The sequence below is a fragment of the Sideroxyarcus sp. TK5 genome (genome assembly GCF_054601595.1).
In genome coordinates this window covers 117,371-141,295 of sequence record NZ_BAAHSJ010000006.1, presented here as the reverse complement: position 1 = coordinate 141,295, position 23,925 = coordinate 117,371, and the positions used below count along the sequence as shown (strand labels likewise).

General features: G+C 63.3%; 18 protein-coding genes and 1 tRNA gene. 7 read left to right on the top strand and 12 right to left on the bottom strand.

From position 1 onward, the window contains the following. Positions 1-5: 5 nt before the first annotated feature. The 6 genes from ACYPYQ_RS11330 to ACYPYQ_RS11305 form a co-directional block, all read right to left on the bottom strand. Entirely contained in the window at positions 6-1,616 is a 1,611-nt protein-coding gene (locus ACYPYQ_RS11330) for a methyl-accepting chemotaxis protein (protein ID WP_459723948.1), read from the bottom strand. A 244-nt stretch (positions 1,617-1,860) separates the two neighbouring features. Further along, positions 1,861-2,520 carry a 3'-5' exonuclease gene (locus ACYPYQ_RS11325; RefSeq protein ID WP_459723947.1) on the bottom strand — a complete coding sequence of 220 codons (660 nt, stop codon included), beginning with the start codon at positions 2,518-2,520 and terminating at the stop codon, positions 1,861-1,863. Next, a complete protein-coding gene (locus tag ACYPYQ_RS11320) occupies positions 2,517-3,836 on the bottom strand; it encodes a leucine-rich repeat-containing protein kinase family protein (RefSeq protein ID WP_459723946.1) in 1,320 nt (439 codons plus the stop codon). Before ACYPYQ_RS11320 ends, ACYPYQ_RS11325 begins: the two co-directional genes overlap by 4 nt. A gap of 10 nt (positions 3,837-3,846) precedes the next feature. After that, positions 3,847-4,272 (bottom strand): NfeD family protein, encoded by a 426-nt coding sequence (locus ACYPYQ_RS11315; RefSeq protein WP_459723945.1) that lies wholly within the window; start codon positions 4,270-4,272, stop codon positions 3,847-3,849. 49 nt (positions 4,273-4,321) lie between these two features. Then, positions 4,322-5,794, bottom strand: coding sequence for a 2Fe-2S iron-sulfur cluster-binding protein (locus tag ACYPYQ_RS11310; RefSeq protein WP_459723944.1), 1,473 nt, complete (start codon positions 5,792-5,794; stop codon positions 4,322-4,324). 13 nt (positions 5,795-5,807) lie between these two features. Further along, the gene (locus tag ACYPYQ_RS11305) at positions 5,808-6,002 is read right to left on the bottom strand and encodes a hypothetical protein (RefSeq protein ID WP_459723943.1); all 195 of its coding nucleotides are present in this window, start codon (positions 6,000-6,002) and stop codon (positions 5,808-5,810) included. A gap of 192 nt (positions 6,003-6,194) precedes the next feature. On the opposite strand from ACYPYQ_RS11305, the gene ACYPYQ_RS11300 reads away from it, so the two are divergent. Beyond that, complete coding sequence (locus ACYPYQ_RS11300) at positions 6,195-7,454, top strand: diguanylate cyclase domain-containing protein (protein ID WP_459723942.1); 1,260 nt, start codon at positions 6,195-6,197, stop codon at positions 7,452-7,454. A 13-nt stretch (positions 7,455-7,467) separates the two neighbouring features. On the opposite strand, the gene ACYPYQ_RS11295 is transcribed toward ACYPYQ_RS11300, so the two are convergent. Then, on the bottom strand, positions 7,468-8,637 hold the full coding sequence (locus tag ACYPYQ_RS11295) for an EAL domain-containing protein (protein ID WP_459723941.1): 1,170 nt from the start codon (positions 8,635-8,637) through the stop codon (positions 7,468-7,470). 120 nt (positions 8,638-8,757) lie between these two features. Here ACYPYQ_RS11295 and ggt point away from each other — a divergent pair, with 120 nt between their 5' ends. Continuing rightward, positions 8,758-10,479, top strand: coding sequence for a gamma-glutamyltransferase (ggt, locus tag ACYPYQ_RS11290; RefSeq protein ID WP_459723940.1), 1,722 nt, complete (start codon positions 8,758-8,760; stop codon positions 10,477-10,479). Between the two features lie 28 nt (positions 10,480-10,507). Here the strand turns inward: ggt and lplT are convergent, their stop codons facing one another. Beyond that, positions 10,508-11,734, bottom strand: a complete 1,227-nt coding sequence (lplT, locus tag ACYPYQ_RS11285; RefSeq protein ID WP_459723939.1) for a lysophospholipid transporter LplT — start codon at positions 11,732-11,734, stop codon at positions 10,508-10,510. A gap of 147 nt (positions 11,735-11,881) precedes the next feature. Between lplT and alr the strand changes: the two genes are divergently transcribed. Continuing rightward, entirely contained in the window at positions 11,882-12,946 is a 1,065-nt protein-coding gene (gene alr / locus ACYPYQ_RS11280; RefSeq protein WP_459723938.1) for an alanine racemase, read from the top strand. Positions 12,947-12,993: 47 nt separating this feature from the next. Here alr and ACYPYQ_RS11275 read toward each other — a convergent pair whose 3' ends face one another. Together ACYPYQ_RS11275 and mnmH are read right to left on the bottom strand one after the other, a co-directional pair. Next, complete coding sequence (locus ACYPYQ_RS11275; RefSeq protein ID WP_459723937.1) at positions 12,994-15,108, bottom strand: methyl-accepting chemotaxis protein; 2,115 nt, start codon at positions 15,106-15,108, stop codon at positions 12,994-12,996. Between the two features lie 236 nt (positions 15,109-15,344). Next, complete coding sequence (gene mnmH, locus ACYPYQ_RS11270; protein ID WP_459723936.1) at positions 15,345-16,397, bottom strand: tRNA 2-selenouridine(34) synthase MnmH; 1,053 nt, start codon at positions 16,395-16,397, stop codon at positions 15,345-15,347. A gap of 17 nt (positions 16,398-16,414) precedes the next feature. Between mnmH and selD the strand changes: the two genes are divergently transcribed. Then, entirely contained in the window at positions 16,415-17,455 is a 1,041-nt protein-coding gene (gene selD, locus ACYPYQ_RS11265; RefSeq protein WP_459723935.1) for a selenide, water dikinase SelD, read from the top strand. Here the strand turns inward: selD and ACYPYQ_RS11260 are convergent. Next, positions 17,452-20,151, bottom strand: a complete 2,700-nt coding sequence (locus tag ACYPYQ_RS11260) for an EAL domain-containing protein (RefSeq protein WP_459723934.1) — start codon at positions 20,149-20,151, stop codon at positions 17,452-17,454. The two genes, selD and ACYPYQ_RS11260, sit on opposite strands and share 4 nt — an antisense overlap. A 21-nt stretch (positions 20,152-20,172) precedes the next feature. Then, positions 20,173-20,247 (bottom strand) — tRNA-Arg (locus tag ACYPYQ_RS11255). A 101-nt stretch (positions 20,248-20,348) separates the two neighbouring features. On the opposite strand from ACYPYQ_RS11255, the gene ACYPYQ_RS11250 reads away from it, so the two are divergent. Genes ACYPYQ_RS11250 through ACYPYQ_RS11240 form a run of 3 tightly spaced genes read left to right on the top strand, consistent with a single transcriptional unit; the run spans position 20,349 to position 23,923 of the window. Beyond that, a complete protein-coding gene (locus ACYPYQ_RS11250) occupies positions 20,349-20,798 on the top strand; it encodes a hypothetical protein (protein WP_459723933.1) in 450 nt (149 codons plus the stop codon). Further along, positions 20,799-22,697 carry an ATP-binding cassette domain-containing protein gene (locus ACYPYQ_RS11245; protein ID WP_459723932.1) on the top strand — a complete coding sequence of 633 codons (1,899 nt, stop codon included), beginning with the start codon at positions 20,799-20,801 and terminating at the stop codon, positions 22,695-22,697. A 23-nt stretch (positions 22,698-22,720) separates the two neighbouring features. Further along, positions 22,721-23,923, top strand: coding sequence for a murein transglycosylase domain-containing protein (locus ACYPYQ_RS11240; protein WP_459723931.1), 1,203 nt, complete (start codon positions 22,721-22,723; stop codon positions 23,921-23,923). Positions 23,924-23,925 lie beyond the last annotated feature (2 nt).

Here is a 23,925-nt window from a genome sequence, read left to right as displayed (position 1 = left end):
CGCGCTCAGGCATAGGAGGGCGCGGGCTGCACGGCGGCGTGCTGCACCGGTTGCCTGCCTGCTGCGACGGGGACGGCCGCACCCGTCCTGAAGAACCCAACCAGTTTTTGCAGGTTCTCGGCCTGGCCGTTCAGTGCCTGCGAGGTGGCGGCGAGTTGTTCGCTGCCGGCGGCGTTGCCCTGCGTGTTCTGGCTGATCTGCAGCATCGCGGTATTGATCTGCGCCACGCCGCTGTATTGCTCCGAGCTGGCATCGGCGATCTCCTGCACCAGGCTGGAGGTCTTGGTGATCGCCGGCACCATCTGTTCCAGCAGTTTGCCGGCGCGCTCCGCCAGTTCGACGCTGCCGCCTGCCACATTGCCGATCTCCTGTGCCGCAATCTGGCTGCGTTCGGCCAAGGCCCGCACTTCGGTGGCGACCACCGCGAAGCCGCGTCCAGCCGCGCCGGCGCGGGCGGCCTCGATGGCGGCGTTCAGGGCCAGCAGGTTGGTCTGGTAGGCGATGTCATCGATGATGCCGATCTTGTCGGCGATCTCTTTCATCGCCGTCACGGTCTGACGCACCACCGCGCTGCCCTCGGTCGCCTGGGCGGCCGCCTGTGCGGCGAACTGGTCGGTCACTTTCGTGTTCTCGGCAGTGTTCTGGATCGACGTGCCCATCTCTTCCATGGAGGCACTGATCTCTTCCACGTTGGAGGCCTGCTGGCTGGATGCGTGGCTCAGGTGTTGCACCGTGGCATTGATCTCTTCCGAGGCCGAGGCCAGTTCACCGGCCGCGCTGCGCACATCACCGACGATGCTGGCGATGTTGCCGGCCATGGTGTTGATCGCGTGCATCAGTTGTCCGACTTCGCTGCTGTATGCATCCGACTTCAGCAGCCGTACGTCGCCGGCGGCGATGACCTGGCAGGCCTGCACGGCCTGGCCGAGCGGCTGCAGCACCTTGCGCGTGAGGAACCACCACAGCCAACCCAGCGTCATCAGCGCGGATGCGGCCAGCAGCCCGGCCGCGCCGTTGTCTGTCACGCTGCCGTTGCCGCGTGCGAGGGCGAGCAATGGTTCACCGCCCAGCGCCAGGATGGCGAGGCCGGTCAGCATGCAGGCGAACGTGAGGCGGGTGCGGATGCTCAGCTCGCCCAGGGCGGCCAGCTTGCCGCGCAGACCGGTGGGGACCACTTTACCTTCCCTGATACACAGACCACGGGCCGTGCCGGCACGGAAGCGGGCGTAGATCTGTTCGGCAGCTTTCACCTGATCTGCGGCGGGCCTGGTACGCAGCGACATGTAGCCGGTGATCTTGCCGTCTTCCCAGATCGGGTTGGCGTTCGCCTCGACCCAGTAGTAGTCGCCGTTCTTGCAACGGTTCTTCACCATGCCGCGCCAGGGCTTGCCGCGCTGCAGGGTGCGCCACAGATCCTGATAGGCCTCGGGCGGCATGTCGGGGTGGCGCACGATGTTGTGCGACGCGCCCAGCAGCTCCTGCTCGGTGAAGCCGCTGATCTCCAGGAAGGGACGGTTGATGTAGGTGATGCGTCCCTTCAAGTCGGTCTTGGAGACGATGTATTCGTCCGCGTCGAAACGTCGCTCGACATCGGTGACTGGCATATTGATCTTCATGTCTGTTCTCCCTGTTATCCGGCCATGCGGTACGGCAGTGGTTGCCCCGCGAGATGTGTCTGCCGCGCGCATCGCCGGCACGGCGCTATCGGCCACATTCGGGAGTGAAAGATATACGGGCGATACATGATTTGCAGTCAGCACTTCTTGATTCGTGCGTAGTCCCGCGCTGAGCGGGAGTAGGAAAATCCCTATACCGATCCGGACTATCGGCTGGGGCGGTATGCAGTGGACCGAGGCGCTGCTATGACTGCGTGTCGTCCGTGTGCATCCCCTGCTGCGGCAGGTTCTCATCCATCACGGGCAGGGATGCGCGCGGGATAGCCAGTGCCTGCAGTACTCTGAGCGCCGCATAGGCATCGTTGGCCGCGTACAGCCTCTGCTGCGCGCTGAGTTCCGGCAGCGCCCAGTTGGATGTGGTGACCTTGCGCGATTTGATGAAGCGCTGTCCGAACATCTGCGCGACGGCGTTGCGCACGCCCATCTCCTTCTGGAAACCGTCCCTGCTGAACACCTGGTTGAGATCGACCAGTGCGCCGGGTCGTATGCCGAATTTGGCCTGGATGTGCTTGCCGTCAGAGCGCAGGCCGAAGCCGGCCTTGAGCAACTGCGGCGACTGCAGCAGCGCTATCAGGAAGGGATGGCAGTCGGCGCGGTGGGTCTGGAACAGGTAGGCCTTGTCGTGCAGGGCGAACTGCACCACGTGCGGCCCGTCGCTGGACTCGCCGACGGAGAAGGTGGGTTTCGACTCGGTATCGAAACCGACGGTGCCTGCCGCCAGTATCTCCGCCGTGGCGGCGGCATATCCTTCCTGCGTGGCAGGCACGTGGATGCGATCGAGCGGCAGTCCGATGAACGGCGCCATCGATGCGATGTCGGCCTTGCCCGGTGCGGTTCTATTCATGGGATGCGCCCGTCCAGTTCGGTGAGTCCGCGATGGATGTCGGCGAACAGCGGCCTGCTGCGGACATCAGCGTTGGCGCAGCGCTGTTGCAATGCGCGCAGCGCCAGCATGTTGGCGGCATCGGTGGTCTCGCAACGATCGAGCAGCTCCTCCAGCAGGCAGGCGAAGGCGCGCACCTCGATGCGCTGCATCGCTGCGGCTCGCCGCGCGTCCTGCGGCAGGAAGGAGGCCGCGCCGAAGTCGCCCAGCAGGCAGTCGCCGTCGTCGTTCCACAGGATGTTATGCGCATACAGGTCGCCGTTCAGGATGCCGCGCGCATGCAGATGTTCCGCTACGGCGGCGATGCCGCAGGCGATGTCGAGCGCGAGCGGCAGGCTGAAGCGCAGATCCTCGGCATAGATGTCGCGTGTGCAGGAGGCGAGGCTGGGGGGCGCGGCCAGGTTGCGGAAGGCGGGATCGATCAGCGCCATCACCAGTCCCGGCGTCTGCTCGGGATGGTCGCTCACCTTGCCGAGGACGGGGATCAGGCCGGGGTGGTCGCCGGCGGCGATGCTGGCGGCCTTCTCGCTGCGCGGCAGGCCGTCGCTGGTGAGTGCGCCCTTGAATAGTTTTACCGCGACTGCTTCGTTGCGTGCATAGTGATGCGCGCGATGGATCACGCCGGAAGCGCCTTCGCCCAACGGGTGATGCAGCTCCAGCTGATGCCACTCGACGGGTGTGATGTGCAGATGTTCGAGCGCGGCGGTCTCGTTGCGGTCGCTGCACGGGTTGCCGGCGCAGGCCAGCCAGGCCAGTCGCGGCATGTCGAACAGCCACTCCGGCAGATGTTCGAAGCGGTTGGCGGCGATGCGCATCAGTTCCAGATTTCGGCATGCGGAGAGTTCCTGCGGCAATTCCGCTAACTGGTTCCCGGCCAGCATCAGTTTCTGCAAACGGGTGCAGCGTCCCAGTTCGGGTGGCAGCTCGCGCAGGCGGTTGTCGGTGAGGATGAGCCAGCGGAGTTTGGGCGGCAGGGCGTCAGGCGAGAGTGTCTCGATCCGGTTGGCCTTGAAGCCGATCATCTCCAGTTCGGGGCAGCGCCCCAGCACTTCCGGCACGTGCGTGAACTGATTGTCGGAACAGAAGATGATGCGCAGCTTGTGCAAACGCGGCAGGTCGTCCGGCAGATTGCGCAAGGCATTGCCGGAAAGGTTGAGGATCTGCAGCGAGTCGGCAAGATCGAAGATCTCGCGCGGGAATTCGACCAGGCCGCAGCTCAGGTCGAGACGTTCCATTCCGGCCAGCTCGCCGGCACGCAGGGATTCAAGTGTGTGCATCAAAATGCGATCAGGCTTCGGCGGCTTGTGCGGTGGTGATGATGAGGCGGCTGCCTTGAACGGAGTGGATGGTGCCCTGCATGGCGTCCGGCATGCGGCTGTCTACCTTGTCGGCCTGCCATTCACGGCCATGGCAGATCACGCGCGCGCTGCATTCGTCCAGCCACTCGATCACGTCGACCTGCTCGCCGATCTGGGGGCGGGCGGGGGCGGTGCCGTCGTTGCGTTTGCGCGAGCGCAGGATATATACGATCAGCGCATGGGCTGCGGCGCCTGCGGCCAGGGCGGCGAGTTGCATGTTGGTCGCCGCGCCGTTGTACTGCGCGATGGCCGGATAGGCGAACGCCAGACCGATGGCGAACAGATACATGGAGCCGTAGAGGAACTCCGCCAGCATGAACAGTACGCCATACACCAACCATGAGACCAGATCCATCCAGACACCCTCCGTTACGTTGTTCGGTGCGCCGACGGCGCGCCGGGCGTCATTTTACGCGAGACACGGAGACGCGGGTCTTGGGCAGGCCGAATTCCAGGAAGAACCTTTCGGCGACCGTGACGGCTTCGTCCGGCCCGGCGATGTAGATGTCCCCCTGCAACATCGCGGCATCGGCGATCTGGATGTCCTGCAACAGTTTGATGAGCGCTTCTTCCCGCTTGCCGACCAGGTTGCGCAGATCGAAACCGGCGACATGCTCCTGGTAGTGGAAATCATCCAGCGCATCGTCCCAGGCATGGGCGATGTTGGGCAGGTAGATGTGCTGTCTGCTGGAGCCTATCCAGTGCAGATAGATGTCCTCCACCTCAAGCGACAGGGCATGCTCGATCAGGCTCTTGATCGGGGCGAAACCACAGTCGAAGGCGAAGAAGAACAGCGGCCGTGGCGACCTCTCATGCAGGATGAACTCGCCCTGCGGCCCTTCGATCTCCACCGCATCGTGCGTCCTGAGCTTGTCGAAGGCATAGTCGGAGAAGAGGTTGCCGGGCTGGCGGTGGATGTGGAACAGCAGGTTGCGGTCGTCGCAGGGGCAACTGGCGATGGCTTGCAGGGCGCTGAACGTTTGGCCGAGCTTGAGCGTGACGCCCTGTCCGGCGAGGAAGCGCAGGCGCTTGGTGCGCGGGGTCTGCAGGTGCAGCAGCAGGATGTCGTCGTTGATATGGCCGATGGCCTTCACATGCGCTTCGATCTGCTGGAAGGGGATGTCCTGCACGCTATCGGCCACCGGGGCCTCGATCACAAGGTCGCTGACGGCGGTGTTGCTGCACAGCAGCACATAACCCGCAGCCTTCTCCGCCTCGGGGATGATGAAGTCGTGGTTGCGCGTCTTGCGCACCTCACCAGAGACCACCTTCGCCTTGCACAGCCCGCAGTTGCCGCCGCTGCAACCGTAGCTGAGCGGGATACCGGCGCGCATGGCGGCTTCCAGCAGCGAGTCGTGACCCTCGACCAGGAAGTCGTGCCGGCTGGGCAGTATGGTCACTTGTGCCGTCATCACGCGCAGGACGTTGTCCTTCACCGCGAGCGGGTTGATGAAGCCGGGTTCAGTCGCCAAATCCACCTCCTGTTCTAGCCATTCCTTGAGTTCCGCAGCCGATAGTCCGGGCGTGCCGTCCAGTTTGTCCCACAGCCTGCCCAGCAGTTCCTTGAATCGTTCTACCTGCGCCTGGCTGGTGGCCAGCGTCTTGCCCAGCTCGGTGATGCGCGCTGCCAGCACTTCCGGTTCCGGCAGTGCACGCTCGAACACGCGCTTGCCGAACGCGCGTTCCTTGATCTGCGCGATGCGGCGGGTCTCGGCATCGTCTTCCAGTTGAGCATCGGGGTAACAGGCCAGCAGTTCGCTGACCGGGATCATGCCGTCGTGCGAGACCATCTCGCCGTGCTTGATGCGGCGCTGCAGTTCGGCGCGCGTCACGCCGATCAATCTTGCGGCGCGGGTCAGACTGAGCGATCCGGTCATGATGCGATCCCGTTCACTGCGCCTGCTGTTCCATCGCCCTGCGTTGCTGATCGGCCGCTTCCAGCTGCGTGGTGCCGACGTCCTTTGCCTGGTCGAGCGCGTCGCGCTGTTCAGCGAAGAGTTTGGGCGCGGGGGGCGGTGTTTCGTCGCGGCTGCAGGCAGCCAGCACAAGGGCAGCGAAAAGGATGGCGGCGATAGGATGGCGCATGGTGTTCTCCTCGTGTGGGCTTGCACGTCCATGATAATCAGAAATCATGGCGGGGGCCATGCGCGTGCCGAAGGAAGGGACGCGCCGCACACAAAACTTCCGGTTGCCCGGCATAGTCATGTAGGATTCGACCGGTTCGATATCCGGCCCGGCGTTCCCGGGCGGACGAACAACAAAACATGGGGGAAAGGCATGGTTTCTCGCATCATTACCGGTCAACCGGTGCTGATCATAGGCGCGGGCAGGGGCGGCTCGGCTTTGCTCGAGATGTTCATGGAAGACGAGCTGGCCAGCGTGGTCGCCATCGTGGACACCAATCCCGCTGCCCCCGGTTTCGAACTGGCGCGCAAGTACGGCATCCCGACCTATACCGATACGGTTTCCGCCTTGCAGGCGTGCAAGGAATACTCCGATTGCATCATCTATAACCTGTCGCACGACGAGTCGGTCGCGGACGAGGCCTACAAGGTGTTCGGCGACCACCGTGTGACCGGCGGCGCGGAAGTGAAACTGTTCTGGCAGATGGTGACCAATCTGCAGACGATCAAGGATGAACTGGAGAAGAGCCAGGACGAGTTGCAGGCCATCATCCATAACGTGATGGACGGCATCATCACCATCGACGAATCGGGTCTGATACAGGGTTTCAATCCGGCCGCGGAACGCATCTTCGGTTATGCCCCACAGGAGGTGATCGGGCAGAACGTGAAGGTGTTGATGCCGGAACCGGACCGTAGCGCGCATGACGGTTACCTTCACCGCTACGTGCACAGCAACGAGAAGCGCGTGCTCGGTGTGCGCGGGCGCGAGGTGACGGCAGTGCGCAAGGATGGCGGGACGTTCCCGATGGAGCTTTCAGCATCCGAGATGTTCCTCGGTGGCCAGCGCTATTTCATCGGCATCGTGCGCGACATCACCGAGCGCAAGGAAACGGAAGATCGCATCGCGCATCTGGCGCATTTCGACTACCTGACCAACCTGCCTAACCGCGCCTCGTTCCTGAACATCCTCGATCACTCGGTCGGTCTGGCGAAGCGCAACAAGCAGATGCTCGCCGTGCTGTTCATCGACCTGGACGGCTTCAAGCAGATCAACGACACGCTGGGCCACGAGGCGGGCGACCTGTTGTTGAAGGGTGTCTCGGCGCGTTTCAAACAGTCGATCCGCGATTCGGACACGCTGGCCAGGCTGGGCGGGGACGAATTCATCATGCTGCTGGAGAACGTCGATAGTGCCGAGAATGCGGGGCGATTGGCCGGGAAGGTCGTCCAGTCCCTGGCCGAGCCGTTCGATCTGAACGGACAGAGCGGTAAGGTCGGGGCGAGCGTCGGTATCGCCCTGTTCCCGGACGATGCGATGGAGCCCAGAGAGTTGGTGCGGCAGGCCGACGAGGCGATGTATGCCGCCAAACACGGCGGCAAGAACATCTGGAAGTTCTACCGGGACAAGTGAAGGTGACTGCCACTCACACGAGCGGCAGGGGTTTGCCGAACAGCCAGCCCTGGCCGTAATCACAGCCCAGCTCGGCCAGCGCATCGCGCGTCTCGCGCGTCTCGATGCCTTCTGCCACGACCGACATGCCCAGCGTGTGCGCCAGCGCGATGGAGGATCGCACAATCTCCAGACTTTGCTTCGAGGTCAGCATGGGCGCGACGAAGGCGCGATCCAGTTTGAGCGTGCCGATCGGGTAGCGCTGCAGGTTGTCCAGACCCGAGTAGCCGGTGCCGTAGTCGTCCAGCGCCAGCTGGAATCCCAGTTCGATTAGACGGCTCAGGATGTTCATGGCGAGCGCGGGCTGCTCCACCATCACCGTCTCGGTCAGTTCCAGCTTCAGCGATTCAGGCGGCATTTTGTGACGGGCGATGATGGCCTTCACATCCTCCACCAGATTGTCGCCGGTCAGTTGCCGCGCCGACAGGTTGACGCTGACGAAGGGTTGCGGGTGTTGCGTCATCCCGCGCAGGCGCGCCCAGTCACGCGAGGCGCGTTCCAGCGTCCACAAGCCGAGCTGGCGAATCTGCCCGGTCTGTTCGGCCAGCCACAGGAAGTCCATGGGAGGGATCATGCCCTCGGTCGGATGGTGCCAGCGGATCAGCGCTTCGAACCCGGCCACGCTGTCGTCCTTCAGGTCGCAGATCGGCTGGTAATACATCTCGAACTCGTTCTGGTTGAGCGCGCGCGTGATGCCGTGCGCCATCGCCAGTTTCTGGGTGGCGGCTCCCTGCAACTCCCTGCGCGAAGCTTCGTTATCCTGAGTCTGCCGTGCAGAAGACCCATGCGGGACATCGTGGGCGGGATTGTTGCGGAAACGTTCCAGGATGACTTGCAGCAGGTGGCGCAGGATGGGATCGCTGCGCTCCAGTAGTTCCTGCACGAGGTGACGCTCGATCTGGATCAGCACGGAATCCTGCGTGGTGCGTGCACTGGCCGTGCGCGGATGCAGGTCGAGCAGCGCGACCTCGCCGAACAGTTCGCCCGCCTGCAACAGGCTCAAGCGCTGTTCGCCTGATGCGTTGCTATGCATGATCTCGACCTCGCCCGATTCGATGATGTAGGCGCAATTGCCTGCGTCTCCCTCGGTGAAGATGGTTTGGTCTTTGCCGAAATGCTTCCTGTCCAGTTTGTCCAGTGTCATGGTATTTTGCCGCCACCTGCATAAGGTGCGCGTACATTCTCACCTTTGCCGGATTCAATCAAGAAGAACAAAGGCCTATATATTCCGCAGGGGATGGCGGGCCTGCATCGGGAGTACATCATGAGAGCACGTTTTTTCTCCGGACTAACGCTGGTTGCATCGATCATCCTGCACGGCAGTGTCTGGGCCGCATCCCCGGCGCCGGTCGCCGCCGAGAACGGCATGGTGGTGACGGCCCATCATCTGGCCACACAGGTCGGGGTGGATGTGTTGAAGGCGGGCGGCAACGCGGTGGATGCCGGGGTGGCGGTGGGCTATGCGCTGGCGGTGGTGTATCCCGTGGCGGGCAATCTGGGCGGTGGCGGTTTCATGACGCTGATGCTGGCCGATGGCCGCAAGACCTTCCTGGATTTCCGCGAGAAAGCACCGCTGGCCGCGAGCGCGGACATGTATCTCGACCGCGACGGCGAGGTGGTGCCGGGCGCGAGCACGGACGGGCATCTGGCGGTGGGCGTGCCGGGTACCGTCTCAGGGCTGCAATATGCACTGCAGAAGTACGGCACGCTGCCGCGCGGCAAGGTGATCGCACCCGCGATCAGGCTGGCGGAACGCGGTTTCGTGCTGGGGCAGAGCGATGTCGGGATGCTGGGCATGGCGACGCAGGCGTTCAGGAAAGATGCGCCATCCGCCGCGATCTTTCTGCAGCGCGGCCAGCCTTACCAGGCCGGGCAGCGGTTGGTGCAGAAGGACCTGGCGCGCACCTTGCGGCAGATCAGCCAGCACGGCAGTGCAGGGTTCTACCAAGGCCCGGTTGCCAGGGCGCTGGTGTCGAGCAGCCAGGCGAACGGCGGCATCCTCGCGCAGGCCGATCTGGACCAATACCGGACGCGCGAACTCGCACCCGTCGAATGCAGTTATCGCGGCTACGGCATCGTCTCCGCGCCGCCGCCCAGTTCAGGCGGGGTGACGCTGTGCGAGATGCTGAACATCCTCGAAGCCTATCCATTGCCTGAGCTGGGTTTTCACTCTGCCCAAGCGGTGCACTACCAGATCGAGGCGATGCGTCATGCCTATGTGGATCGCAACAGTTATCTGGGCGATCCGGATTTCGTGGACAACCCGCTGTCGCGTCTGCTCGACAAAGGCTATGCCGCGCAGATACGCAGCAAGATCGTGAAAGACAAGGCGGGCATCTCCATGCAGATCAAACCCGGTGTCGCGCCGCACGAAGGCGACAACACCACGCATTACTCCATCGTGGATCGCTGGGGCAATGCAGTGTCGGTCACCTATACGCTGAACGGTGCGTTCGGGGCCAAGGTCACGGCGGCGGGGACGGGCGTGTTGCTCAACAACGAGATGGACGATTTCACGGTGAAGGTCGGTGTGCCGAACAGCTACGGGCTGGTGCAGGGCGAGGCGAACGTGATCGCGCCGGGCAAACGCCCGCTCAGTTCCATGAGCCCGACCATCGTCACGCGGGACGGCAAGCCGCTGCTGGTGGTGGGCACGCCGGGTGGCAGCCGCATCATCACGGCGGTGATGCACGTCATCCTCAACGTGATCGACTACGGCATGGACATCCAGGAGGCGGTGGATGCGCCGCGCTTCCACCAGCAATGGTTGCCGGATACGACCTTCGTCGAGCGTTACGCGCTCAGCCCGGATACGCGCGCGGTGCTGGAATCATGGGGGCAGAACTTCCGCGACAGCGGCTATGCCAACCATGTGACGGCGATCCTGATCGGTGCGCCGAAATCGGGCGGAGAAGCGGTTGGGAACGATCGCTACTACGGCGCGAACGACCCGCGTCACAACACGGGTCTGGCCATGGGTTACTGAGCGCTAGCCGAACGGCTGGCGTGCTACGTCACATCGCGCCGCTATCCTGGTCGTGGCGATGTTTCTTGTAGAGCAGGCTCATCACGCCGGAGAGGATGAGCGCGAACACCACCAGGATGATGAAGATATGCAGTTCCATCTTTTCCATCACGGCATACAGGCCGAGCATGGCGAAGATGCTGATGTTCTCGTTGAAGTTCTGCACCGCGATGGAACGTCCCGCGCCCATCAGCAGGTGACCGCGGTGTTGCAGCAGCGCATTCATCGGCACCACGAAGAAGCCGCCCATCGCGCCCATCGCGATCAGCAGCAGCACGGCCAGCACACTGTTGCTGATGGGGATCATCAGCAGCACGGTCAGCCCCATGGCGATGCCGACCGGCAGCACGTTCACCGAATGTTCCAGCTTGATGTAGCGCGCGGCCAGCACCGAGCCGATGGCGATGCCGATGGCGAACCACGCGGTCAGTTGTGCGGCCTGGCCGATGTCGTAGTTGAGCGCCACAGCAGCCCAGCCGATCAGCAGCAGGCGCAGCGTCGCGCCAGCCCCCCAGAACAGCGTGGTGACCGCCAGCGAGACCTGGCCCAGCGGGTCTTTCCACAGCAGCTTGAAGCAGTGCCAGAAGTCGCGGGTGAGTGCGATCGGGTCGCGGCTCAGCGGTTTATGGTCGATGGGGACGTGCGGGATGTACAGGTTGAACACGGCCGCGATCACGTAGATCAGCACGATGATGGCGATGGCGAACATGGGCACGCTGTGCAGCAGCGGGATGTCCAGCGATTCGACCAGCGGCGCGAACATGGCGGGCGAGATGAGGATGCCGCCGATCACCGCGCCGAGCACGATGGCGGCGACGGTGAGGACCTCCATCCAGCTGTTCGCTTTCACCAGCTGGCTGGGCGGCAGGTATTCGGTAAGGATGCCGTACTTGGCCGGCGAATAGGTCGCCGCACCCAGCCCGACCAGGCCGTAGGCGAGCAGGGGATGCAAGCCGACCAGCATGGCGATGCAGCCGGCGAGTTTTATCAGGTTGCTGATGAACATCACTCGGCCCTTGGGCAGCGAGTCGGCGAAAGCCCCGACGAAGGGGGCGAGCACGATGTAGGAGAAGATGAAGCCCTGTTGCAGTACCGGCGTGTGCCAGCCGGGGGAGGCCAGGTCTTTCAGCAGTGCGATGGCGGCGAACAGCAGTGCATTGTCGGCGAGCGCACTGAAGAACTGCGCTGCGAGGATGGTGTAGAAGCCGCGATTCACGATGGACGATAGTTGGAATGACGCGGTTTTATAACATGAAATATCTTGCGGGATTGTTAAATTCTGAATTTTTGCGGCACTTTCAAAAGTGCAGGAATGGGCGTCCTGCTATCATTCGCGCCACTTTCTCCTCTCCGTACGACTGACATGTCACGCCCCATCCAGGCCCATATCGACCTAGCCGCCTTGCGCAACAACCTGCGGGTGGTGCGCCGCGCCACCCCGGCGCGCGTGATGGCGGTGGTCAAAGCCAATGCCTACGGGCATGGCCTGCTGCAGGCAGCAGAGGCATTGAACGATGCCGACGGGTTCGCGCTGCTGGATGCGCGCGACGGAGTGGCCTTGCGCGAGGCCGGCTTCCGCCAGCCCATCCTGCTGCTGGAAGGCTACTTTTCGCGCGATGAACTGCCGCTGCTGGCCGAGTACGAGCTGACGACCGTGATCCACAGCCAGCAGCAGCTGGCATGGCTGGACGCCTACCCGCGCAGCAACGGGCTGTCGGTGTGGCTCAAGCTCAACAGCGGCATGAACCGGCTCGGTTTTTCTGCCCAGGAATTCCCCGCCGTGATGGAGCGGCTGAAGTCGCATCGCGCGGTGCGCGACATCACCCTGATGACCCATTTCGCGCAGGCGGACGAGGCACCCGGTGTCACGGCGCAGCATGCGCTGTTCGAACAGATCACCGCGAACCGTCGTCTGCCCCGTTCGCTGTCAAACTCCGCCGCCATCCTGCGCCATCCGGCCGCACATGCGGACTGGGTGCGCCCCGGCATCATGCTCTACGGAAGTTCGCCGTTCGCCGACACCAGCGCGCAAGCGCTGGGATTGCAGCCGGTGATGACCCTGCGCAGCGAGCTCATCTCGGTGCGCGACATCAGGGCGGGGGATGCGATCGGCTACGGGGCGACCTTCCGTGCCGAGCGTGCCATGCGTATCGGCACCGTTGCCTGCGGTTATGCCGACGGCTATCCGCGCCATGCCGCCAGCGGTACGCCCATCCTGGTGGACGGGCAGCGCACACGCACGCTGGGGCGGGTGTCGATGGATATGCTGAGTGTCGATCTGAGCGCACTGCCGGATGCGCGCATAGGCAGCCGTGTGGTGCTGTGGGGTGAGGGTATGCCGGTGGACGAAGTGGCACGCGCCGCCGGCACCATCAGTTACGAATTGCTGTGCGCGCTGGCACCGCGCGTGCCGGTATCGCAGGCGTAAAAAAGCCCCGCAGGATACTGGCGGGGCTTGTTCCAGATTCGAACAGACTAGGCGATCCGGAAGCGTCCCGCCAGTTCGTCCAGTTGCTTGCTGAGCGTGGTCATCTGCTGTGCGGAGGAGGCGGTCTGGGCAGCGGCCATGCTGTTCGTTTCCGTCCCCTGCGCGATCTTCTCGATACGCTCGGCGATGTCGCGTGCGGCTAGTGATTGTTCCTGTATCGCCGCCGTGATGTCGTCCACCGCCCGCGCGGCCTGCTGGGCCGCCTGGTCGATACTGCTCACCGACTTGCCAGCCTGGCGCGCCAGTTCCACGCCGCCGCTCACCCGCTTGACGCTGACCTCCATCTCCTGGGCCGCCTGCTTGGTGCCTTCCTGTATCTTGCCGATCATGCCGCCAATCTCCTTGGTCGAGGTCGCCGTGCGTTCGGCCAGCTTGCGTACCTCATCGGCGACCACGGCGAAGCCGCGTCCCTGTTCACCGGCACGGGCGGCTTCGATGGCGGCATTGAGCGCGAGCAGATTGGTCTGGTCGGCGATCTCGCGGATGGTGTTGACGATGCTGGTGATCTGGTCGGAATAGCCTTCCAGGCTGCGTATGCTGGTCGCGACATGGTTCACGGCAGTGGCGATGTGCTCCATCTCCGAGGCCGTGCTCTGGATGATGCTGCCCCCTTCGGTCGCCTGTTTGCTCGAGGTCTGGCTGACCGCATAGGCTTCCTTGGCATGCTCGCTCACCTGGTCGATGGAGACGGAGAGTTGTTCCATCGCGGCCGCCATGCCGGAAGCGGCTTCGGATTGCATCTCGGTGACCCTGGAGCTGTTCTGGGCCGAGCTGGAGACATCACCCGATGTGATGTTCAGGGCGGAGATGCCCTCTCTCACGTTGGCGACCAGTTCGTGCAGGTTGTTGCGCATCACCGACAGAGAGGCGACCAGGTCGCCCAGCTCGTCCTTGCTGGCAGGCGGCAACGGCTTGGTCAGGTCGCCGGCGGCGATGGCGTTGGCCGCTTCGATGGCAGATTGCAGTCCGCTGCGGATGCGGCGGATGATGAACCAGGATTGCAGCAACAGGCCGAGTGTGCCGGCCGCGAGCAGGACCTCGAAGATCAGCGCATCCAGCTTCGCGGTACGCAGAGCCTGTTCATATTCGCTCTTGGCGACCGAAGTCTGGTAGGTGACCAGTTTGTCGAGCGCGTCGTGGAAGGCCGCGCGTTCCTCGCGACCGGCGACGAGCAGGTTCTGCAGCGCGTCCTTGCTGTAGTTGTTTTTCGACAAGGCGCCGATGGTCTCGGCGATCTTCTTTTGCCAGGCCATGCGCCGGGCATCGACGTCGGCCGCGAGCACTTTCTCTTCCTCGGTCAGGTAGGTCGCCATGTATTTCTGCCACAGCGCGTTGATCTCGTCCTTGCGCTTGCTGACGTTCTCCAGATGACGCTCGACCGGGTGCCCGTGCAGGGTCGCCAGTGAACCGGACGGGTCGTGCTGGAATGCCAGCACCAGGTCGTTGTAGTTCTCACGGATGCGGGTATCGATCTGGCCGAGGTCATACATCGGCACGGCGCGATCCTCGTATACGCTCTTCAGGCCGTTGGTGGCACTGTTGACGCCTATCCAGCCGACGGCGATGGCCGCCACGAAACCGGCCAGCGCGCTGAGGGAGAGGAACCACAGGCGCGAGACCATGCGCATGTTGTTGAACAGCGCGCCGAATTTTCCGGGCAGGGAGCGCGGGACGAGCTGCCCTTCTTCCAGCTTGATACGCTCGTCGTCGCGCATGCGTGCATAGAGTGCTTCTGCTGCGCTGATCTCCTGTCGCGACGCGGCGACGCGGACCGAGACGTAACCGTTGCCGTCCGCCAGCGGCGAAGCATAGGCACGCACCCAGTAATGGTCACCGTCCTTGCGCCGGTTCTTCACCAGACCGCTCCAGGGGCGTCCCTTCTTTAGGGTGTCCCACAGATCGCGGAAGGCCTCGGGCGGCATATCGGGATGGCGCACGATGTTGTGCGGCTGCCCCATGAGTTCCTGTTCGGTGAAACCGGAGAGCGCGATGAAGGCTTCGTTGGCCCGGGTGATCTGGCCCTTCTGGTTGGTGTAGGAAATGACCGTCTGCCCCTGCGGGAAGGGGTATTCGCGTCCGGTGACGGGCTGGTTGTTGCGCATGACGAATCCTTCAGTTTGCTGTGGACTGTGTAGCTATCGACCACGATGGTGGGAAGTTGAATCCTGCTATCCAGTCTATCCACGGTAACGGCAGGCAATCCGCGGATCAGCAAGGGAAAACGAAGTCAGTTTGACATGTTAAAGGCCGCAGAAACCACTCTTATAACAAGGGGATGCGACTGAGGGGGCTTACCGAAGGTAAAGCGGCGCAGGAAGGCGAGGGGGCGATGCGCCGCTCAGGCGCTGATCGCTTTGAGCAGTTCGCTGGCTGCCTGGCGCATGGCGGGCGATGAAGTGTCGGTCAGTGGGAGCAGATAGGCGTGTGCCATATCGCCGTAATGGCTGTCGTGCGAGCGCTGGTAGCCGGGGTCGTAGTGCAGCGTCAGCAACTGGTCGACCAGCGTCTGGAAGTTTCCGGCCCGTATCAGACCTTCCCATTCCTCGATGCGTTTCGCGCCGTGGAAGGGCTTGAGGATCTCTATCTTTTTGATCAGTGTCTCCGGATCGTCGACGAAGTGCCGGTATTCCTCCATCAGCAAGGCGATGCGCGCTTCACGCGAGGTGTCCAGCAGCACGCATGCGCTGTTGTGCATGGCAGCGATCAGGCGCGCGGGAACTGTGAGGCGTCCGATCTTGCTGCTCTCGGATTCGACGAACACCGGGCGCGCCGGGTCCAGCTTGCTCATGGCTTGCACCAGCGCCGTCTCGAACGATTTGGGTGACGGTTGAGCCTGAGAAGGGAGGCCGCCCAACACGGAGCCTCGATGATGGGCCAGCGATTCCAGGTCCAGTACTTGCGCCCCTTCTGCGGACAGCGCATCCAGCAGGCGGCTCTTGCCCGAACCGGTCGGGCCGCAGACGATGCGGAAGCTGAAGCGGGCCGGCAGCGTCTCCAGTTTTTCCAGAACGTCGCGGCGGTAAGTCTTGTAGCCGCCTTCCAGCTTGTGCGCCGCCCAACCGACCTGCCCCATGATGATGCTCATCGCGCCGCTGCGCTGTCCGCCGCGCCAGCAATAGACCAGCGGCTTCCACGACTTTGGCTTGTCGTGGAATACAGTCTCCAGATGGTGGGCGATGTTCTTCGCCACCAGCGCCGCCCCCACCTTGCGCGCCTCGAACGGCGACACCTGTTTGTACAGCGTGCCCACGGTGACGCGTTCCTCGTCCGACAGTACCGGGCAGTTGATCGCGCCGGGGATGTGGTCGTCGGCGAATTCCGCAGGCGTGCGCACGTCGATGATTTCGTCAAAGTCACCGAGCTGTGATAGGTTCGCGGTTCTGAACAACATGAGCAGTGGGAGTGAAGATGTCTGAAGTGAAATTGACCCGATTGTCGCACGGCGGCGGATGCGGCTGCAAAATCGCGCCGGGTCTGTTGCAGGAGATACTGGGAAAAACCAAACATGCGATGCCGTTCCCCGACCTGCTGGTCGGCACCGAGACCAGCGACGACGCGGCGGTGTACCGCCTCAACGACCAGCAGGCGATCATCGCCACCACCGATTTCTTCATGCCCATCGTGGACGATGCCTACGATTTCGGGCGCATCGCCGCGACCAATGCCATCTCCGACGTGTATGCGATGGGCGGAACGCCCATCATGGCGCTGGCCATCGTCGGCATGCCGATCGACAAGTTGCAGCCGGACACCATCCGCCGCATCCTGGAAGGCGGCGAGGCGGTGTGCCGCGATGCGGGCATCCCCATCGCGGGCGGGCATTCCATCGACGCACCGGAACCGATCTATGGACTGGTCGCGCTCGGCATCGTGCATCCCGGCCATGTGAAGAAGAACAGCTCGGCACGTGCCGGTGACGTGCTGATCCTGGGCAAAGGGTTGGGCGTCGGCGTGCTGGCAGCCGCGATGAAGAAAGAGTTGCTGTCTGAAGCAGGCTACGCGCAGATGATCGCCACCACCACCCAACTCAACCGCGTGGGCAGCGAGCTGGCCGCGATGGCGGAAGTGCACGCGCTGACCGATGTGACCGGTTTCGGGCTGCTCGGCCATCTGCTGGAGATATGTCGCGGCTCGAACCTGGGGGCGACGGTGGATTTCTCACAAGTGCCGACGCTGTCGGAGGCTTTGCCTCTGGTACAGCAGGGCATCGTGGCCGGTGCCATCGCGCGCAATCTGGCGAGTTACGGGCACGAGGTGGATTTTGCGGCCAGCTTGCCGGAATGGCAGCGCCAGTTGCTGGCCGATCCGCAGACCAGCGGCGGCTTGCTGGTGTCCGTGGCGCCGGACGGCGTGGACGAGGTGCTGGCGCGTTTCCGTGCGGCGGGTTTTGCGCAAGCGGCGGTGGTCGGCGAGATGACGGTTGGCGCGGCGCGCGTGGCGGTGGCCTAGTCAGCCAATCCGGCCAAGACCGTTTCCGCCGGTTCGGGCCGGCCGAACAGATAGCCCTGGTGGATGACCTCGCCGCGCTGGTTGAGGAAGTCCGCCTGTTCCTGCGTCTCTACCCCTTCCGCCACCACCTTGAGGTGCATGTGTCTGGCGACTGCCAGGATCGATTCGATCAGGGCCGCGTCGTTCGGATCGCTCGGCGCGTCCTGCACGAAGGTCTTGTCGATCTTGAGTTCGTTGATGGGCAAGCGCTTGAGGTAGGCCAGCGAGGAATAGCCCGTGCCGAAATCGTCCAGCGAGAAATGGATGCCCATGATCGCCAGCTCGTTCATCTTGGCGATCACGTTGCCGATGTTGTCGATCACCACGCCTTCTGTCACTTCCAGCGTCAGGTGCGTGGGCTCGGCACCGCATTCGGCGAGCATGTTCTGCAGCCAGGGCACGAAGTCCGGCTGGCGGAACTGGCGCGGGCTGATGTTGACCGCGATGCGGTAGGGGCGTCCCAGCAGGGTTTCGTCCGCCAGCAGTTTGCATGCCTGTGACATCACCCACTGGCCGATGTCGATGATCAGGTCGGATTCCTCGGCGATGGGGATGAACAGCGCGGGTGGTACCAGACCGCGCTGCGGATGCTGCCAGCGCACCAGCGCCTCCGCCCCCACGGTGCGCCCCGACGCATCGACCTGCGGCTGCAGGTAGAGCCGCAACTCCCCGGCGGCGATGGCCTGGCGCAGTTCGCGTTCGAGCTGGAAGCGCTGCTTGGTGCTGTCGTCCATGCTCTGCTCGAACATCGTGCTGCGACCGCCACCGGCGGCTTTGGCCTGGTGCAGCGCGGTGTTGGCGCGACGCAGGATGTCCAGTGGCGCGTCTTCCGCGGTGTGCATGGGGAACAGGGCGATGCCGAGGCTGACGGTGAGCGAGAATCGCTCGTCGCCGATCTCGAACGCTTCGCGCAGACCGTAGTGGACCTTTTCGGCCACATGCATGGCTTGATGGGCGGCGGCATGCAACTGTTTCGACAGGTCCGGCAGCAGGATGGCGAACTCGTCGCCGGAGACGCGCGCCAGCACGTCGCCTTCGCGCAACAGGCCGGTCAGCCTTTCGGCGACTGCTTTGAGCAGCGCGTCGCCCACTGCCTGACCGCTGGTATCGTTGATGCCCTTGAAGCGGTCGATGTTCACCACCAGCAGCGCATCGTGCCGTTTCTGGCGCAGCGCGATGGGCAGCATCATGCCGAGGCGGTCCAGCAGCAGCGCGCGGTTGGGCAGGCCGGTCAGGCTGTCGTAGAAAGCGAGCTGGTGGATCTGCTGTTCCGCCCGGCGCTGTTCGGTGACGTTCATCCCCACCGCCAGCAGACCGATGGTGTTGCCGTTGTGGTCCTTGAGCGTCTTGTCGTACCACTCGATGCTGAGTTCGCGCCCGTCGCGTGCGACGATGGTGTCGATGTTGCCCTGGGTGTTGATGTCGTGGATGGCGCTGCGGAACAGCTGGCGTGTGGCATCCTGTTTCGCCGGGGGCAGGAAGGTGCTGAACCAGTCGCGGCCGGAGACCTCGGCCAGCGTCCAGCCGCTGAGTTTCTCCATGTAGTCGTTGAAGCGCATGATGCGCCCCTCCGGGTCGAGCACCAAGATGATGGTCTGCGCGGTGTCGATCAGCGTCTCGGCGAAGTCGCGTTGCTGGCGCAGTTGGCGCTCGATCGCCTTGAGCGCGGTGATGTCGCGCGCGATGCCGAACACGCCGAAGACGTTGCCGTGCGCGTCGTACAGCGGTCCCTGCGTGGTGGAGAACACGGTCTCGCCTTGCGTGGTGGTGAGCTTGTGCTCATTGGTGACGACGCGACCCGATTCCATCACTTTCCGGTCGTCCGCCATCACCATCGCGGCCTGCTCCGGCGGGAAGTTCACTGTGTCGTCCCGGCCCAGCACCTCGTCCGCGGACTTGCCGACGTAGCGTGCGGCGGCGCGGTTGAACAGCAGGTAACGCCCGTCGCGGTCCTTGGCGAAGATGGCGTCGGTGGCCCCTTCCGCGATACCGTCGAGCAGTTGCACGGCGCGTGATCTCTCTGCCAGTGCGGTGGCGGTGCGCGCGTGCTCCTGCTCGGCGCGGGCGCGCGATTCGTGCAGCATATGGCTGAGCGCGCTGACCAGCGCGCCATTCAGCACCAGGAAGAACATGTGCACGAGGTCTATCATGCCGCCGATGGCGAAGCTGTTGAGCGGCGGGATGGCGAAATAGGTCAGTCCCAGCGCGGACAGCGCCGTGGCGAACAGGCCGGGGCCGAGACCGCCCAGCGCGGCGCTGAGGAGGATGGGCAGCATCTGCACCAGCAGCAGCGGCCGCTCGTCGAAGGCTGGCGCGATGCTGTTGCGTACCATCAGGCTGACCACGGTGATGGTCGCCGCGAAGGCATACAGCTGCCAGCGCGGCCAGGCGACCAGCGCATGGGTGCGCAGCGGTTTGCCGCCGGCGAAGTTCGCGCCGGTCAGTTTCCTCAGCAGCAGGTAGAGCAGGACGGAGGTGACGGCGACGAAGAGCGTGCCCTTGATGGTCTGGGCCAGTTCCAGAAGGATGGGTTGGTCGAGGTAGCGCCGCAGCAGTTCGTCCGAGAACAGGATCCACAGGCCGGCGAACGCGGCGTAGAGCGCGACGATCCGGAAGATGTCGACTGGCTGGGGGCGTGGCTCGCTGTGCTGGTTCATGTCCAGACTCCGCTATCCGGTTGGTGTCCTCGACAGGAATCGAACCTGTAATTGCCCCTTAGGAGGGGGCGGTTATATCCATTTAACTACGAGGACAGGCAGGCGCGCATTCTAGCCCAAATGGCGGCGTTCCGTGGGACTCGGGCTGGTATCATGCCGGCCCTGTGACAACGACGCCGTATCGGAGAGAGAGAGAGATGATGCAAGCACGATCCAACATATTCGCCGCATGGTTCTTCATGCCGCAGACGCTGTTCATGGGTTGGGTGGCCGCCACGGGCGGCATCCTGCTCGGACTGCTCGGACTGCCAGTGGCGGAAGGGGATGTGCCCAGCCGTCTGGTGGGGGCCTTGCTGCTGTTCGCCGGGGTGTTCGTGGTGTGGCACTTGCGCGGCGGTTCGTTGCCACCGGAGGGCAAAGCGGACGGCAACGGCTACCGTTTCGGCCACAAGCTGGTGCTGGTGGGCAATGTGCTGGCATCCTGCCTGTTCGTGTTCCATTTCTTCGCGCAGGGCATCAGCGACTACAACACGCACCTGGTGCTGGACAAGTTCACCACCATGTTCGGCTATCTGTGCATGGGCTTCTTCGCCATCGGTTTCTCCCTCATCTATCAATCCTCGCTGCCGCAGGAAAAGAACAGTTAAATGCCGTACATCACGCTGGATAAAGCCTCTCTCGCCTTTGGTCATGTCGCGCTGCTGGATCATGTGGATTTCCAGCTCGACGAGGGTGAGCGCGTCGGGCTGATCGGCCGCAACGGCGGTGGCAAGTCCAGCCTGCTCAAGATATTGGCCGGTCAGGCGCATCTGGATGACGGCACGCTGTGGCGACAGCTGACTGCGCGCATCTGCTATGTCAGCCAGGAGCCGATGCTGGATGCCTCAGCTACCGTGTTCGACGAGGTCGCGCGCGGGCTGGGTGAATTGCATCGACTGTTGTCGGACTACCACCATCTGTCGCACCAGCTGGCCGAACCGGATGCCGATTACGAGAAGCTGCTGGAGGCGATGCAGCCATTGCAGACCGCGCTCGAAGCGCAGGGCGGCTGGTCGGTGCAGGCGCGCATCGAGACGGCCATCCAGCGTCTGGATCTGGATCCGGAAGCTGTGGTCGGTTCTTTGTCCGGCGGCGTGCGCAAGCGCGTGGCGCTGGCGCAGGCGCTGGTGGCCGAACCGGAGGTGTTGATCCTGGACGAGCCGACCAACCATCTGGATTTCGCTTCCATCGAATGGCTGGAGGGATTGCTCAAGGAGTTCCGTGGCAGCGTGCTGCTGGTCACCCATGACCGGCGCTTCCTCGATAACGTGGTGACGCGCATCGTCGAACTGGATCGCGGCCAGTTGGCATCCTTCCCCGGCAACTTCGCGGCCTATCAGAAACTCAAGGAGCGCATGCTGGCGGACGAGGCTGTGTTGAACGCCAAGTTCGACAAGGTGCTGGCGCAGGAAGAGGTGTGGATACGCCAGGGTATCAAGGCGCGGCGCACGCGCAACGAGGGACGCGTACGCCGACTGGAATCGTTGCGCCTTGAGCGCGCGGCACGGCGCGAGAAGGTGGGCAAGGTCGAGATGAGTCTGGAGGCGGGCGACCGCTCCGGCAAGCTGGTGGCCGAACTGACGCATGTGAGCAAGTCGTTCGGCGACAGAAGGATCATCAGTGATTTCTCCTGCCGCATCCAGCGCGGTGACAAGATCGGGCTGCTCGGTCCCAACGGTGCGGGCAAGAGCACGCTGCTCAAGATCATCCTGGGTGAATTGAAGCCGGACAGCGGTGACGTGAAGCTGGGGACCAAGATCTCGGTCGCCTATTTCGATCAGTTGCGCGCGCAGCTGGACGACGAGGCCACACTGGCCGACACCATCAGCCAGGGTTCGGATTTCATCGAGATCGGCGGACAGCGCAAGCATGTCATCAGTTATCTGGGAGATTTCCTGTTCGCGCCGGAACGCGCGCGTTCGCCGGTGAAGAGCTGTTCCGGCGGCGAGCGTAACCGCCTGCTGCTGGCGCGATTGTTCACCCAGCCGGCCAACGTGCTGGTGCTGGACGAGCCGACCAACGATCTCGATATCGAGACGCTTGAGCTGCTGGAGGAATTGCTGGCGAATTATCAGGGTACGCTGTTCCTGGTCAGCCATGACCGCTCCTTCCTCGACAATGTCGTGACACAGGTGATCGCCTTCGAGGGCGACGGCAAACTGATGGAATACGTCGGCGGTTATGAGGACTGGGTGCGTATGAAACAGTTCGAGGCGAAGGGTCGCATTGCCACGCCCGCGCCGGCCAAGGTCGAAGCAAAAACCGATGCACCCAAAACGAAGGCTCCCGGCAAGCTCAGTTTCAAGGAGCAGCAAGAGCTGGAGGAGATCCCGCGCCGTATCGAGGTGCTGGAGCGCGAGCAGGAAGATATCGCTGCGGCACTTGGCTCGGGGACGCTGTTCCGCGACAATCCGGCGCATGCGAAACAGTTGGGTCAGCGTGCCGCCGAGATCGAAGAGCAGATGCTGGATCTGATGGCGCGCTGGGAGGCGCTGGAATCGCGCTGAATCGTTTGGAACGGGAGGTGGTGATGAGACGCAAACTCTTGTTGGTGCTGGGAACGGGGCTGTTGTGTCTGCCCGCCTGTTCCACGAAACAAATGATCGACATCGCCACGGCCAGCGATCCCAAACAGGCTTTGCGCAGGGTCGCCACCAACCGGGTGGAGGCCTACAAATACAATCCGCAACTCATACTGTCCGACCTGCGCAAGGTCGAGGCGGAATACAACCGCCTGATGGGGAATGTGCAGAAGGAGAGCGGGGCGAAGTGGGGCAAGAAGGAATCGCGCACACTTCCCAATCGTACGCGTTACGTCAAATACACCGAGAATTACAAGAACCGGGTGGTGGTGGATTACGACGCGGGCAGCATCCTCATCGAGCATCTGGACGAGGCGGGCGTGAAGGGCAAGCTGCGCAACGCCGTGGTGGTGGCCCTGCTGACGCCGGGCGATCCGGGCGCAGTCGATCTCTTCTCCGACAAGGAGATATCGCTCAATGGAGACCCCTATCTGGAGCAGTTGGTGGCCGACCAGAACGGCAACATGCTCAAGTCGCGCGAGGATGTGGAGCGCTATGCCGATTATCTGGTGGATAACAAGTTGCAGTCGCGCAGCATCGACGCCAACGGCACGCGCAAGAACGTGTATTTCGTGCGCTTCAGTATGGTGAATTCGCATCTGGACAAGCGCGCGGTACAGTATGCCTCGACGGTGCGCCGCCATTCCGACAACACGAACGTCAGCCGCAGTCTGATCTATGCCGTCATCAAGACCGAGAGCGCGTTCAACCCCTACGCGGTGTCGAGTGCACCGGCCTACGGCATGATGCAGCTGGTGCCCTCCAGCGGCGGGCGTGAGGCCTATCGCAAGGCCAAGGGCGAGGATGTGATGCCGAGCAAGGAGTACCTGTTCGACGCGAACAACAACATCGAGCTGGGCTCCACTTATCTGGGCGTGCTGCTCAGGGACAGTCCGTTGCGCGAGATACAGAATCCGGTGTCGCGCGAATACTGCGCCATCGCCGCCTACAACACCGGGCCGTCCAATGTGATGCGTGCATTCAGCCAGCTCAAGAACAGCCGCGAGCGCCAGTATGATGCGATCAACAAGATCAATGCGATGAAGCCGGAACAGGTATACGACGCCTTGCGCACCAAACTGCCCTACGAGGAGACACGCGGATATATCGTGAAGGTGGTGGAGGCGAAGAAGCTGTACGCCGTGATGTGAGA